Annotated in this window: 11 protein-coding genes and 1 pseudogene; 6 read left to right on the top strand and 6 right to left on the bottom strand. The window is 43.3% G+C overall.

Going from position 1 to position 14401, the window contains the following annotated elements; translation table 11 throughout:
- On the top strand, window positions 1-526 hold a 526-nt coding region (locus tag JGK07_RS13835; protein ID WP_293175469.1), incomplete at its 5' end, for a transposase.
- An 83-nt stretch (window positions 527-609) separates the two neighbouring features.
- On the opposite strand, the gene JGK07_RS13830 is transcribed toward JGK07_RS13835, so the two are convergent.
- From JGK07_RS13830 to JGK07_RS13820, 3 genes are all read right to left on the bottom strand, one after another.
- Complete coding sequence (locus JGK07_RS13830; RefSeq protein WP_293189515.1) at window positions 610-2049, bottom strand: DUF2079 domain-containing protein; 1440 nt, start codon at window positions 2047-2049, stop codon at window positions 610-612.
- A gap of 104 nt (window positions 2050-2153) precedes the next feature.
- Window positions 2154-3719, bottom strand: a complete 1566-nt coding sequence (locus tag JGK07_RS13825; RefSeq protein WP_293233125.1) for a DUF2079 domain-containing protein — start codon at window positions 3717-3719, stop codon at window positions 2154-2156.
- 9 nt (window positions 3720-3728) lie between these two features.
- Window positions 3729-5291, bottom strand: coding sequence for a DUF2079 domain-containing protein (locus JGK07_RS13820; protein WP_293241388.1), 1563 nt, complete (start codon window positions 5289-5291; stop codon window positions 3729-3731).
- Window positions 5292-5586: 295 nt separating this feature from the next.
- On the opposite strand from JGK07_RS13820, the gene dxr reads away from it, so the two are divergent.
- Window positions 5587-6777, top strand: coding sequence for a 1-deoxy-D-xylulose-5-phosphate reductoisomerase (gene dxr, locus JGK07_RS13815; RefSeq protein WP_293241384.1), 1191 nt, complete (start codon window positions 5587-5589; stop codon window positions 6775-6777).
- Between the two features lie 293 nt (window positions 6778-7070).
- Here dxr and JGK07_RS13810 read toward each other — a convergent pair whose 3' ends face one another.
- Window positions 7071-7586, bottom strand: coding sequence for a phosphoribosyltransferase (locus tag JGK07_RS13810; protein WP_293241386.1), 516 nt, complete (start codon window positions 7584-7586; stop codon window positions 7071-7073).
- A 142-nt stretch (window positions 7587-7728) separates the two neighbouring features.
- Between JGK07_RS13810 and JGK07_RS13805 the strand changes: the two are divergent.
- A pseudogene (locus JGK07_RS13805) lies at window positions 7729-8917 on the top strand (RNA-guided endonuclease TnpB family protein).
- A gap of 31 nt (window positions 8918-8948) precedes the next feature.
- Window positions 8949-9491, top strand: coding sequence for a pentapeptide repeat-containing protein (locus tag JGK07_RS13800; RefSeq protein WP_293204384.1), 543 nt, complete (start codon window positions 8949-8951; stop codon window positions 9489-9491).
- Window positions 9492-9786: 295 nt separating this feature from the next.
- On the opposite strand, the gene JGK07_RS13795 is transcribed toward JGK07_RS13800, so the two are convergent.
- Together JGK07_RS13795 and JGK07_RS13790 are read right to left on the bottom strand one after the other, a co-directional pair.
- Window positions 9787-9987, bottom strand: a complete 201-nt coding sequence (locus JGK07_RS13795) for a hypothetical protein (RefSeq protein ID WP_293175457.1) — start codon at window positions 9985-9987, stop codon at window positions 9787-9789.
- A gap of 755 nt (window positions 9988-10742) precedes the next feature.
- Window positions 10743-10940, bottom strand: coding sequence for a hypothetical protein (locus JGK07_RS13790; RefSeq protein ID WP_293175455.1), 198 nt, complete (start codon window positions 10938-10940; stop codon window positions 10743-10745).
- A 1538-nt stretch (window positions 10941-12478) separates the two neighbouring features.
- Between JGK07_RS13790 and JGK07_RS13785 the strand changes: the two genes are divergently transcribed.
- Entirely contained in the window at window positions 12479-12655 is a 177-nt protein-coding gene (locus JGK07_RS13785) for a hypothetical protein (protein WP_293189505.1), read from the top strand.
- 651 nt (window positions 12656-13306) lie between these two features.
- Window positions 13307-14179, top strand: coding sequence for a calcium-binding protein (locus JGK07_RS13780; protein WP_293175453.1), 873 nt, complete (start codon window positions 13307-13309; stop codon window positions 14177-14179).
- Window positions 14180-14401 lie beyond the last annotated feature (222 nt).

Here is a 14401-nt window from a genome sequence, read left to right as displayed (position 1 = left end):
TCGCCATCAAAAAGTGGATAATTACTTGCACCACGCCAGTCGGCAGATAGTCAATCTGCTCGCATCACAAAAGATAGGGACGCTAGTAATTGGCAAAAACGTACAATGGAAAAATGAGATCAATTTAGGCAAGAAAACAAATCAAAACTTTGTCAGCATTCCTCATGCTCGACTAATTGAAATGTTGAAATACAAAGCTGAATTGATGGGAATAAAAGTGATAGAACAAGAAGAATCCTATACTTCCAAATCGAATTTTTTAAATTTAGATCCAATTCCTGTCTATGGGAATATTGGCGCCCAGGATGCCAAATTTAGTGGAAAGCGAATTAAGAGAGGATTGTACAAAACATCAGACGGTCGATTGATTAATGCTGATGTTAATGGATCTTATAATATTTTGAGAAAAGCAATCCCAAATGCCTTTGGCGATGGGATAGAGAGCTGCGTAGCTCAGCCGAGGCGGGTTAATCCGCTCGAAGTAAAAGTGAAAGGGGAGGGAATTGAAGCCTCCCATGTCATGTAATAGATGACTATACTTTTACCAGCTATTAAGCGTCAATTTGACCAGGTAAAATATTATGTCGCTCGATATGAGATGATATAAAATCATTTATTAGCGTTTTGGACAAATAGATAAATGTCATCCCGCTGATATTTGAGTGTAAATTGGGGATGGTTGGCGAGTTGAGTTATGAGGTTTTGCACAAAAGCTCGATCGCTCATCCAGCCAGGATACCTCAGATTTAGCAAGACATACTCAAACTCTGCGAGATTTCCAGGAGGCGTCTGAGCCTGAGTTAAGCGTACTACAGGGCGGTGCGTTAAGTGCGGAGCCATGTGAGAAGTGGTTAAAACACTGCCTTTTGTGTTGACGAGGGCGATCGCTTCTCTGCTAGCCGACAAAGTGTCGAGGGAATCTACATAAATAGTCCAAAAATAGCCGTATTTCGCTAAAGCTAAGAAACCAATTAACGACCAAATTACAATCACTCTCGGTAATTGATATTTAGGAATTGGCAATTTATCAAAGATTGTATTTCCCTGGTGCTGATTCCTATCTGCTAAACTAGAAATTACCGCAACCAACAAAAACGGCAATATCGGAATAGAATATTGATGAATCAAGTCTCGTTGAGCGGGGATATCCGAAAGAATATTCATCGCCAACATTGGTACAGCGCTAATTAAAGGTGTCAGATGCCGTGGCGAAATCCACCAAATTACAGGTAATATTAATAAGGCTAAATATTCAAAAGTGTCAGCAGAAAACAAACGCCCTAAAATTAGATTTGGTTTCAAGATTAAATTAACAGCTATTTCTAAAACCGAGTTTCCCAAATATTGATATCGCCCGATTCCCGCGTGTTCTCTTCCCTGATTGAAATATGGTATAATTCCCTGAGTAACTACCAGAAACCAACCTACGCCAAGAAATAGAGCTATCAGCCCGCAATTGCGTTTTTTGTCAAAACATAAGAGCCACAATCCCATCGCAGCTACAGTTAAAGATAACACGGCTTTGCAGCTCAAAACTAAGACGATGGCAGCACAAAACCACAGAGTTTTATTCAGCCGCGCGGCGAGGATTGCTGCTAGCAGTGCGGGTAAAGCAATGACTTCGGGGTGGAAGTCGAAGAGGTTGACATTGAAGACTAAGGGGTAGAAAAGGTAGATACAGGCGATCGCCCAAGCTATACTATTCTTTAACCCAGCTTGAATGGCCAAACCCCAAGCCGGCCAAGCCCCGGATGTCAGGGCGACTGCTTGCACTAACAACAGCCAATGAACATCGGGATATATTTTGTACAGCCAAGCCACGGGATACATCACCCCAGCGGCGTGATTTCCCAGGTGGTGAATTTCCAGAAATGAGGAAAATGGCGTTTCTCCTTGACTGATGAGATACGCTACTTGATCGTAAATTCCGAGCTCAAAGGCGTTGGATTCAAGCAGGGCGTGGCGTACACTGCTGCATAGAAAAAATATTAGGGCGAAAAGGGCGATTTGCCAACTTACTGGATGATATTTTAGCTTAAAATTGTTCATATTGTATTCATTCCCAAATTATCTTAAAATTATCTGCGTCTGTCTGTGTTGCATTTGCCTTAAATCTGCGGTTGGTTTATCAATGAATAATTGCAATAAGTCTACTAATTGCTGATTTTCTGAAACAAAAAAACATCATCTTGCTGAAAGCTAATTTTAAATGCAGGAGATTGTTTCAGTTGAGTCACGACACTCGCAGCAGTATCCGCAGTATCGTGCCAAGGATGGCGCATATTTAATAGCACATACTCAAATTCATTCAAACTTTGTCCGTTGGCAACTTGATGCAACAATTTAATTGTTGCACGATGAGCGAGATGAGTTGCTAGGGAATTATCCGTTAAGACATTGCCTTGAGTTTGCACTCTATTAATTGCCTGCCGCGTCGCTTGCCAAGTATCGAGAGACTCTAAATAAATTGTCCCAAAATATCCATACTTTGCTAAAATTAAGAAACTCAAAAACGACCACAAAATTAACAATTTAGACACATTAGCAAATAGCAATTTTCCCCACCTCCAACTGCGGTGAATCCACAGGCGGCGCATCCAGATATGTTTGACAGATTTAATCGAAATGCGTTTCGAGACGGGCTTCCAAATTCGCGGCATCAAATTGCGGTGATTCCATAGATAATTTCCGGCATTTTTCCAAAAATTATTGCCTCTTATCTGTCTGTCTGCTATGGTAGAGATTACGACGGTTAATACAAAGGGAAATATCGGTACTGAATACTGGTGAATCAAATCTCGCTGGGCGTCAATATCCGAAAGAATATTCATCACTAGCATGGGAAAAGCACCTATTAATGGTGACAGGTGGCGCGGGGAAAGCCACCAAATTACAGGGAAAAATAATAAAATCAAATATCCGAAAGTATCAGTCGAAAACAAACGGCCTAAAATGAGATTTGGTTTCAAGATTAAATTAATCGCAATTTCCAAAACTGAGTTTCCTAAATATTGATATCGCCCGACACCTGCGTGTTGTTTGCCTTGATTGAAATATGGTACGATTGCTTGAGTAGCTATCAAAAACCAGGCTGCACCGAGAAATATAGCGATGAGTCCGCACTTGCGGGTTTTCTCAAAGAAGAATAACCAAACTCCCATCATCAAGACTGTCAAAGATAGCACGGCTTTGCAGCTTAAGATTAAGAGGATGGCTGCACAAAACCACAATGTTTTATTCAGTCTGGCGGCTAGGATTGCTGCTAAAATGGCGGACATTGCTATGACTTCGGGGTGGAAGTCGAACAGATTGACGTTAAATACTGCGGGATATAGCAGATACATGGCTGAAATGGCGATCGCCTTTGGTTCAGTTAATCCCGCTTGACGTGCTAAACTCCAACTAGGCCAAGCACCTAAGGCTAGGGCAAAAGCTTGCACGAATAACAGCCAGTGCACGTCGGGATATATTTTGTAGAGTAAGGCTAGGGGATAGAAGATAAAGGCAGTATGATCTCCTAAAATATTGATTTCCATTAATGAGGAAAATGGTGTTTGATTTTGGGAGATTAAGTAAATTGCTTGGTCAAAAATTGCTAAGTCGTAGGCAGTGGAATGAAATAAAGCGTGGCGCGCGCTGCTGGCTACAAATAAGATTATCGTTGTGACGACAATCATTAACAATACTGGATGGGATTTTGGGGATTGTAAGGTTAGCATTTTCTTGGTTTAATCGGCGATGCGTTTAAATAGTAGAACTTGTTTTTTGTGATAAGTTAATTGAAAAGCGCGATCGTTTTTAAGTTGATTTGCTAAGGTGTTACCAATTTTTTCAGTATCTGGCCACGGATGGCGCAGGTTTAATAATATGTATTTAAATTCAGCTAGATTTGTTTGAGGTGAAGTTTGTGAAAGTAGTTTGACTGTGGGGCGATGGGCAAAGTGAGGAGCAAGTCTATTATCTGTTAAAATACTGCTTTGGGGTTGAACTTGGGCGATTGCTTCTCGTGTGGCTTGCCAGGTATCTAGTCTATTTGCGTACAGAATAAAGTCTTTGGATTCTCCCAGCAATAGGAATATTATTAATGACCAAATTATCATTGCTTTGGGTAATTGCATTCCCAGCCACAGTTGCGGAATTTGGATGTTTTTAAATTGTAGCTTTGCGGTATTTGGTGCGCTAGATAACGGTTGATTGAGTATGTTTGTATTTTTTATTCCTTGTTCTTTGGCGATAATTGCTAAGATTAAAAATGGGACAATTGGCACTGAATATTGATAAGCTAAACTGCGTTGAAATGGTAAATCGGAGAGGATATTGATAATTAATGTAGGGATGGCTGGAATTAGGGCTGTTAAATATTTGAGGTTGATTTTGCGGGAGAATGGCAGCAACAGCCAAATCACGGGTAAGGTGAGGACAAATAAGTATTTGAATGTATCGAAGGAAAGGATTTTTCCTAATACTAGCTGTGGTTTTAATATGAGGTTGATGATGATTTCTAGGACTGATTTGCCTAAATAGCTGTAACGCCCGACTCCGGCGACTTCGCTACCGCTAAAGTAGGGGATGATTTTTTGGGAAGCTATCAAAAACCATGCTACACCGAGTAAAAGTGCGATCGCCCCAAATCGTTGCTTTTTATCGCAAACAAACAGCCATAAGCCAATAGCAGCAACGGTTATAGACAAAACTGCCTTGCAACTTAACACCAGCAGAATTGCGGTACAAAACCACACCAGTTTATTTAAGCGCGCTGCTAAAATTGCTGCTAACAGTGCGGGTAAAGCGATTACTTCCGGGTGAAAATCAAATAAGTTGATGTTGAATACCACCGGATAGAGCAAATAAATTAGGGCGATCGCACGAGACTCTTCTTGATTTAAACCCGCCAAACGCGCTAAACTCCAGCTAGGCCAGGCTCCCAGCGATAAAGCAACTGCTTGTACCAACAGCAGCCAATGCACATCCGGGTAAATTTTGTACAGCAAAGCCAGCGGATAATAGATTACCGCAGCGTGATCTCCCAAAATATGAATACCCATCAAGGAAGAAAACGGCGTTTGGTTTTGACTCAGCAAGTAAATTGCTTGGTCAAAAATTCCCAAATCGAAGGCTGTGGATTGGAATAAAGCGTGCCGTAAACTGCTACAGGCAAAGAAAATTGTAGCAGCAATGGCGATCGCCCAAACCAAACTCGACGGTAAGCGCGATCGACCTTCTTCTATATTTTCCCCGATTCCAACGCCGATATCCTCATGGTCATCAGCAAAATTTTCCCCATTTTCCATGAAATCTGGCACTAACTGACGACTCAAAATATGATTCCTTCAAATATGCTTACCACGCCATAGTTCAATACGGTTCACTTAAAACTATTTATGCGCCGGAGATCCCCCTAAATCCCCCTTAAGAAGGGGAGTAGGGGTTGACTTTGAGAGCATTCTTGTCCCACCCCCTACTCCCCTTTTTTAAGGGGGGTTAGGGGGGATCTGTCTTAATTGAACCGTATTGCGGCATAGTTAACCGCTAATTTTAGTTCCGGTAATCGTAATATTAGAATAATCCACAAAACATTAAAAAATTGTGAAAGCAATAACTCTTCTCGGCTCCACAGGCTCCATCGGCACTCAGACTCTGGATATTGTAGCTCAATACCCGGAACAATTTCGGATTGTCGGGTTAACCGCCGGACGAAATGTAACGTTACTCGCACAACAAATTCGCCAGTTTAAACCAGAAATTGTCGCGATTTGCGACGAAGATAAATTAGAGGAATTGCAAAGCGCGATCGCAGATCTCGACCCTCAACCTATTTTACTTGCTGGCGAGTCAGGCGTTGTCGAAGTTGCCAAATATGGCGATGCTGAAGCCGTCGTCACCGGCATAGTTGGCTGTGCCGGTTTGCTGCCAACAATTGCCGCTATCAAAGCAGGCAAAGATATCGCCTTAGCCAATAAAGAAACATTAATCGCCGGCGGCCCCGTTGTCAACCCCCTGATCGAAAAATACGGGGTTAAAATATTGCCGGCAGACTCGGAACATTCGGCAATTTTTCAATGCCTCCAAGGCATACCGGCGGGAGGGTTGCGCCGAATTATTCTCACAGCTTCGGGCGGTTCTTTTCGAGATTTGCCGATCGACAAATTAGCACAAGTAACAGTCGCCGATGCCTTGAAACATCCGAATTGGTCGATGGGGCAGAAAATCACCATTGATTCTGCTACTTTGATGAATAAAGGATTGGAAGTAATTGAGGCTCATTACCTGTTCGGCATGGATTATGATGACATTGATATTGTCATCCATCCCCAGAGTATCATTCACTCGTTAATTGAGCTACAAGATACATCCGTTTTGGCACAATTGGGCTGGCCGGATATGCGTTTGCCCCTACTTTACGCTTTGTCTTGGCCGGAAAGAATTCAGACAGATTGGCCGCAGCTAGATTTAGTAAAATCCGGTGATTTAACTTTCCGAGAACCAGATCACGAGAAGTATCCTTGTATGCAGTTAGCTTATGCGGCTGGACGCGCGGGCGGTTCGATGCCTGCGGTGCTGAATGCGGCAAACGAACAGGCTGTAGCGCTATTTTTGGCGGAAAAGATTACATTTTTGGATATTCCGAAGTTGATTGAAAAGGTGTGCGACAAACATCAAGCTGATAACTGTGAAAGTCCGGCTTTAGATGATATTTTGGCTGCGGATCGGTGGGCGCGGCAGGAAGTTTTGACAAAAAGCATGGAATTGGGCGATCGTATTCTTTCGGTTCGCTGATTCTTAGATGGAGCGGTTGAAACCGCGTCTATACAAACAAAACCCGGATGGTGCGCGGGTTGAAGATAAGATGGTGAAAATTACGCGATTTTCTTCATTTATTTCTTCATTCCGCGGAGGCGGAATTCGTTTTTGTAGACGCGGTTTCAACCGCCGTCTTATATTTTCCCATTATTGATATAATTCCCCAATATGTCGATCGCAGCAACACCCAAGGAAGAAGCCCAACAATCAGAGCATTTCGAGCTTGGGTAAAAGAGCAACTACAAACAAAACAGGGCTAAGGGCGGATTTCAGTAACTCCCCACTTTCGCCGCCAAATCAGCCGCACTCATCTTTTCGTACATTTCAAAAGGTTGATGAATCCAAGGATTATCCGGCAAATAGTCTACATAATAATCCGGCTTCGCCACAGAACAAGCCTTGTACCAAAGCACAGCAGTCCGAATTTCCTGAATATCCTCGCCGTAACGACTCTTCAGCCAAACAATAGCTTGCTCTAAACTAATTCCCGAATCCACCAAATCGTCAACTAGCAGAATCCGGCTGCCCAAATTATCGCCCACCATTGTCAAATCCCGCGCAAATTCGATCGCCCGCCGGACTTTTCCCTCCGCCCCACCATAGGACGAGGCCGCTAAAATCGCCAGAGGTTTGTCGAAAATCCGCGACAGAGTATCGCCGACGCGCAGCCCTCCCCTCGCCAAACAGACAATGCGATCGAATTTCCATTGAGATTCATCAATTTTTACAGCCAAATCCTCAATTTTTCGGTGGTACTCAGACCAAGAAATGTAAAGGTCGTTCATCATAAAATTGGGTTAGAAACCCCGTCACTTCGGCTACGCTCAGTGCATCGCCTTATAGGACGGCTTTACTTAAATTTTTGTTAAGACTTATTATTTCACATAAGACGTGCTAGTATGTGAAAATAGCGCACTCAAGGTAAGCATGACACTAAAAGCCTTCAGCTATCGATTCTACCCAACGCCGGAACAAGAAAGTTTGTTGCGACGTACTTTGGGCTGTATCCGTTTGGTCTACAACCGCGCTTTGGCAGCGAGGACTGAAGCTTGGTACAAAGACCAAAAACGGGTAGCGTATGCTGAAACTTCTAGTATGCTGACAGATTGGAAAAAAACTGAGGAATTAGATTTCCTCAATGACGTTAGCTGTGTGCCATTGCAGCAGTGTTTGAGACATTTACAAACAGCTTATACTAACTTTTTTGACGGGCGGGCGAAATACCCCAACTTCAAAAAGAAACGCAATGGTGGTAGTGCAGAATTTACTTTCGTCAGCATTTAAGTTCAGAGATGGACAAGTTTACCTAGCAAAAAATACCCAAGCGTTACCGATTCGCTGGAGCCGGACACTACCTGATGGTGCAACACCATCAACCTTAAGCGTGAAGCTTGCACCATCAGGTAGGTGGTCAGTTTCTCTGTTGGTAGATGTTGAAATTGAAGCACTACCTAAAACAGACAGTCAAGTCGGCATCGATTTAGGAATCACAAGCTTGCTTGCACTGAGCAACGGCGAAAAGATTGCCAATCCCAAAGGATTCAAGGCCAAGTATCACAAGCTTAGAAGAGCGCAGAAATCTTTAAGTCGCAAGCAAAAAGGGTCAAACAACCGTCACAAGGCACGGCTTAAAGTAGCGAAAGTGCATCAAGAAATCACTGATGCAAGGAAAGATAATCTTCACAAGTTAACAACGCGGTTGGTGCGTGAAAACCAAACCATCGCCGTAGAAGATTTAGCTGTGAAAAATATGGTTAAAAATCGGAAACTTGCTGCTTCTATAAGTGATGCAAGTTGGGGGGAATTGGTCAGACAACTTGACTACAAGTGCGATTGGTACGGTCGCACTTTAATTAAGATCGATCGCTGGTTTCCGAGTTCTAAACGATGTGGCAATTGCGGTCACATCGTTGAAAAGATGCCGTTGAATATCCGGGAATGGGATTGCCCTCAGTGCGGTACTCACCATGACCGAGATATCAATGCAGCTCATAACATTTTGGCGGCAGGGCTTGCCGTGTCAGTCTGTGGAGCGACTGTAAGACCCGAACAGAGTAAATCTGTTAAGGCAGGTGCGAAAACCCCTAGTGGACGGAAGCAGAAACCTAAGTCGTGAGTCTTAGGAATCCCCGTGCGTTTACGCCGGGGTGGATGTCAAGTCGGCTAATTTTGGCGAATGCAATGCAGTGGGAGCAAACTTGAGCGGAGCTATCTTGCGGAGTGCCGTGCTCAGCGGGGCAGATTTTACGGGGGCGAGTCTCAGGGGTGCAGACATCAGAGATGCCAACCTTCAACGGGCAATTTTGATTCAAGTTTATGCAGTTAACGCTAACTTGCAAGGTGCCAATTTGACAGAAGTAAAACTTTGCGGAATCAACCTGACTCAAGCAAATTTAACTGACGCCAACTTAACACAAGCCGATCTCAGCCATGCTAATCTCACTCAAGCAAATTTGAGTTGGGCTAATTTGACAGAAGCAAATCTCGAAAAAGCTAATTTGAAGGGAGCAGATTTGAGCGGAGCTAACCTGATTTGTGCAAATCTGCATCTAGCAGATTTGAGCGGAGTTTCCCTTAAAGGAGCAAATTTCAGGGGAGCAAACTTGCATCAAGCTTCTTTGCGCGGGACAAATTGGAAGGAGGCGAATCTGAGAGAAGCTATGATGCCTGACGGCACAATCTCGGAGTAAATAAGCTTGCAACACAGAATTTAAAACCGCAGGGTGCTGGTGGCGCACCCTACATTTAGCTTAATTCCAGATTTTATTGAGGGGATTTAATTCGATCTTCAGGTTACCCCGCCCAAAAACGGAGACAGGCCTCCGAGACTCGCCTAGTGGAGAGTCAAAAATTTTAGATCAAAGTTCAATCTCCAGATTTATCTGTTGAGACAATCTCAAATCTCAAATCTCAAATCTCAAATCTCAAATCTCAAATTGATTGACAGTGCATTTAAAGAGAAGTGGCAAAATTTTGGGTAACAGTTTAATCTACAACTTTCAGCCAGCCCCGGCGAACCGCGTGGAGCAAGCGGTTGATGGCTGTTTGATCTTCTTCGGTAAGACAGTCATTTAATAGCGCACTCTTGAGCTGTTGTCGGTGAGTGGGAGTCAGCAGACCGGAGTGATATACCTGAAACACTAGCTCTGCAATCGTAAATTGAGGTAAAAACGTTTGGGTCATCATTGGTTTTTTTTGAAATCACTTTTGACATTATTGACTGATTTTCCAAATATTTATGTGATTCAAATACGCCAGTAAATGTGATCGATTCTGTCTTGATTGGTGATTTGTGTCAATCGGACTTGGGGAGCGGATGTTTCCTCGATCGAGAGAGCATCTCGAAACACAAACCCCGTCCCGATTCCTCCTTTTTAGTAACTCCAAAATCTGTGTTTTTTGTTAAAAGCTGCTGACAAACAAATTAATATTAATTTAACAAATCACTAAGTATGTCCTTACCAATAAACATAGATGCGTTGAGGGGTGAGAACACTCATTTACTCTTTTGTATATGAGCGATCTTGACGCTGAAAAACACCTACAATGTACTGCCTTTTTTTTGCGATGACTACTAAGTAATTACTCCTAACTAAATCAACCGATATTAAACGTAAAACTTTTACGGTGTTGGGAAACCCACTTTGCTTGCATTTACTGGGTATCTTTGTGTAGTTTTTTTTTCCGTAGATATACTTAATGAGTGCCCGCTGCTGACTACTGACTACTGTCCGCGTGCGGGGACAGCACTAAGGACTGTTAACGGTTTTGCATCAAAAATCCCGGCATCTTCAAGAAACCGGGTGCGATCGCCACGATCGCAACAAAAAATATTTTTGAGAGGGTTAATGGAGAGACCTACTCACGGAAATCTTACTTGCGGGCAAAGCTTTACACCAGACAGAGTAGAACTACCAATCTAAACTTACTGTCTGAGGGTACTAATCGGAAATTCTGACCCATCCGCGGCGGATAGCGTGAAGTAGGCGGTTGACTGCATCTCGATCGTCTTCGCACAGAGCGCTTTCACAAAGTGTACGCAGTCCGTGACTTTCGGTACGACTCAGATTGCCCGAATGCGTGACTTGATAAAATAGTTCAGCGATCGTGCGATCGGATTTTAAAGTCAGAGTTTGCATGAAATCTCGTTGAACTCGGCTATTCTAATATCCAGCATTTGAGAACAGAGTAGGGTGATGGCCGTCGGGTAAGCTCTGTGATCTTTCTGAGATCTGCTTGTGATCTAAATCTCTAAGTGTACGTGAGTCAAATCACTTAAAAGGAGAGACCTCGATCGCATTGGCTGTGATTGTGGCGGTAGCCTCCAGGTTGGACGAAACCTCAAAAACTCCTGATGGCAAGACTTTGAGCGCGATTGTTGGTGGTTTCGTCGGTGTGCCTCCGACATCCTAGGCTGTGGACTCCCAGACTGGTAAAACTGTTCGTTTTCAACACTCCTCACCAAGGCCTCCAGTTGCGATCGGCGAGCCGCAGCCTGAGATACAATAAATTATCAATACTTCGACCCCATCTATAGGCAGGCAGGTAAAAGAATGCTCATTATTGGCTACTTTTCGGTTTCCTTAATCGTTTTTGTGGTTTGGTTCATTGTTTTTTGGAACGATACTTCAACATCCAAAAAAGACTTGCTCTCTTGGGTGGCCTTACTACTCGGCCCCCTGGTTTGGCCTATTGTTCTACCCTTATCCCTGTTTCAAATTAGTAGCAGAAAGTCGGTTGAACAAGAAGCTAAAGCAGAGCAAAAATTATAGTAAATTGTGGAAGTAACTGACTCAAACATAGTTAGTCATCTTGCCTGAATCATCATTCCTCGCTCCTCCCATCGAGTAAATCATCTTGTTTTATTACAAAACGTGGCATCTAGAAGGTGGAATCAGATAATAAAAATACTGAATCCTAAAACAGTATGTTTTTACCCCTATCAAATTCTGCCTTCTGTTTTTTGATGCCTGCTGTTATTTGGTGAGATTGTGATTTAAGGCTGCCGACCCCACGGATAAATTCGGGGGAAGAGAGGATTTTCGATTTTCGATTTGGGATTGATTCCACGGATAAATCACGTGGCGGGTACCACCTGTGAAATTATTGGTCAAAAGTGTGAGACCCCGATTTTGGACAGCGACCGCAAAATTTTTTCAGTCATAAATTATCTTGCCACCTCCACCAAGCTCAAACTTAACAGGAAATTTAACACGTTCTCTTGCTGGCAAGAGTATAACTTCAGACATATTTTAGCGTTCGGCTGACAACTTAATGATTTTTATTATTTCCGGCTTCTGCGTACCATTAATCGAATTGGCGAAAATCATTGCTGGTTTTTGATAAAAAGCTATACTTTTTACCCTGTAAGCTTTTGATGTTAGATATTGACAGATTGTAGCAGCTTTCCAACAGAAAATTGTAGAGTTCGAGATCGCCACAAGTCCGAAACTCTTACCACAGTTAGATACACAATTAAAGGCAGAGACTTCAATATGAAATAGCCAACAAAACTCTTGCTTGTCTCAAGCAGGACTTGTTTTATGGGAGGAATAACGAGTGAGTTTATAAGGCGAGCGATGGAATTTTGATCTGGTGCTGCATTTTTGGGAACTTCCCCAAAAAAGTGCCGTCACAGTATCAAAATTCACTATTTGCACAAACCCTAGGAGTGAAAATGAACGAAATGTCTGAGAAGCGAATTTATGGAATTCTTAACGCAGTGTCGCTGCTAGTGCTGACCTACTATGCAGCTAGTTCAATCAATTATCTTTTCCAAACTGACGCTCACATCTACAGCTACGACAGCCAGAGCTATGTCAACGGGTCACCAGCAGACTTAGAATCACACTGAGCGGGTAAATAGTACAGCTTGTCTATGAATGCCAACGATTTTTTCGGGAAATTGCTAATTGTTAATTTATTGTGTTCGAGCGCGTCGGAATTAGCAATTAGCAATAAATAATTGCTGAAAACTATAATTTATAAAATTAATTTTTTAAATATAGCTGTATTCCAACTTACCTAAGACTTAGGCAGCACTGACACTTTTACAAAGGGCTGCTATTGATTTGTTGTGGAAGGCTGCGTTGACGTGCTTCCCATGACAGAAAATATCTTATGCACGGGCCATTCCCACAGATAACCTGTGGGGATAACTCATTTCGGCCTCTAAAACCTTGCTGCTTAATGCTTTGGAGGTCAATCTAGTGTTTTTGTTTTTTTGGGGAACTAATATTTTAACTGAACAGTCAGGTTGATTGAAGCGTACTAAGAAATGGCACTCTGTTAATTATTACGCAATCCTGACGATCGCAATTTGTGCGATCGATCATTATTTGCCATCTGGCGTGCAAGTTCTATCAAAGAGCATAGTCCCATTAAAAATGGTACATGAAAGCCTATAGCAGCCGGGTCAATCTGGGTCTCAACCGATGTCCCGTTTAATTGATGAAATCCCGTTGAAGGGAACAAGTAGAAAAAATAATTTAGGGGGGGAATGTAAATGACACAGGTAACTAATCCAACTCAGCCACAATCGGCAGTTGAAAATCGTGGGGGTGGACTTGATATTATCGGCACCCAAGGCGATAACAGGATACGTGGAACGATCGAAGAGGATATCATCCTAACTTTTGGGGGCAACGATATCATTGCTGGTGGCAGTGAGAATGACCTGATTTTTTCAGGAGGTGGCAATGATAGTGTGGGTGGTGGCAGCGACAATGATACTATCTACGCTGGTACAGGCAACGATGTAGTCGATGGTGGTAACGGCAACGACACACTCTTCGGCGGTAAAGGTTTCGATCTCGTCAACGGCGGTGATGGTGCTGATTTCGTCTCCGGAGATCGGGGCAATGACACGGTACTTGGCGGATCGGGTAACGATACTGCTTTGGGCGGTGACGGCAATGATATCGTCTTGGGCGGTGACGGCAACGACAGCTTGTTCGGCGGTCGAGGGAACGATACTGTCGATGGTGGGAGAGGGGATGACTTTATCTCTGGCGACAGAGGATCTGACCTTCTGACTGGCGGCGCCGGTAGCGATACGTTCTACTTTGCTGGTGTTGGTGGCGATTATGGAATTGACACAATTACCGACTTTAACCCCGGTGAAGATAAACTCAGTTTCGATCGCAATGCTTTCTCTGGTTTGGGTGGCTCTTTCGATGCTACCGACTTTATCGTGGTTGCTGGTTTTGCTCCCGGAAGCGCACCAGCAAATACTTTGAACAAGATCGTCTACGACCCGCAAAACGGTTTGTTGTACTACAATCCAGGTAACGGCGGAGTGAAGACTGTGGCTCAACTGCAACCGGGGCTCAATCTTAGCTCCACTGCTGTCAGCAAGAACAACTTCGAGCTGTTCTAGAGAAACTAGCTATTGTGAGAACAGCACCGGACAGATTCCGGGGCTGTTCTCACGTGGCAGTCTGACAATTTTGAAGGCTTCAATCTTAAGAAAGTGATGCTATGTGCTTAAGTAATCGATCGCCAAATCGATCGCCAAAATATAAATAATCTTAGAGTATAAAAATCTCAAATCATAACTCTGGGGGTTCACGCCGATGGGCTGAATTTCCAGGGAATAATG

Source organism: Microcoleus sp. PH2017_24_DOB_U_A (genome assembly GCF_020738205.1).
Lineage (GTDB): Bacteria > Cyanobacteriota > Cyanobacteriia > Cyanobacteriales > Microcoleaceae > Microcoleus.
Note: the sequence above shows the minus strand (reverse complement) of the source record. Positions and strands in the feature narration are given on the sequence as shown.

Coding starts and splice junctions, on each gene's coding strand:
- JGK07_RS13830 (WP_293189515.1), bottom strand. CDS start 2,049: ATGAACAATTTTAAGCTAAAATATCATCCAGTAAGTTGGCAAATCGCC.
- JGK07_RS13825 (WP_293233125.1), bottom strand. CDS start 3,719: ATGCTAACCTTACAATCCCCAAAATCCCATCCAGTATTGTTAATGATT.
- JGK07_RS13820 (WP_293241388.1), bottom strand. CDS start 5,291: ATGGAAAATGGGGAAAATTTTGCTGATGACCATGAGGATATCGGCGTT.
- JGK07_RS13810 (WP_293241386.1), bottom strand. CDS start 7,586: ATGAACGACCTTTACATTTCTTGGTCTGAGTACCACCGAAAAATTGAG.
- JGK07_RS13795 (WP_293175457.1), bottom strand. CDS start 9,987: ATGATGACCCAAACGTTTTTACCTCAATTTACGATTGCAGAGCTAGTG.
- JGK07_RS13790 (WP_293175455.1), bottom strand. CDS start 10,940: ATGCAAACTCTGACTTTAAAATCCGATCGCACGATCGCTGAACTATTT.
- JGK07_RS13785 (WP_293189505.1), top strand. CDS start 12,479: ATGAACGAAATGTCTGAGAAGCGAATTTATGGAATTCTTAACGCAGTG.
- JGK07_RS13780 (WP_293175453.1), top strand. CDS start 13,307: ATGACACAGGTAACTAATCCAACTCAGCCACAATCGGCAGTTGAAAAT.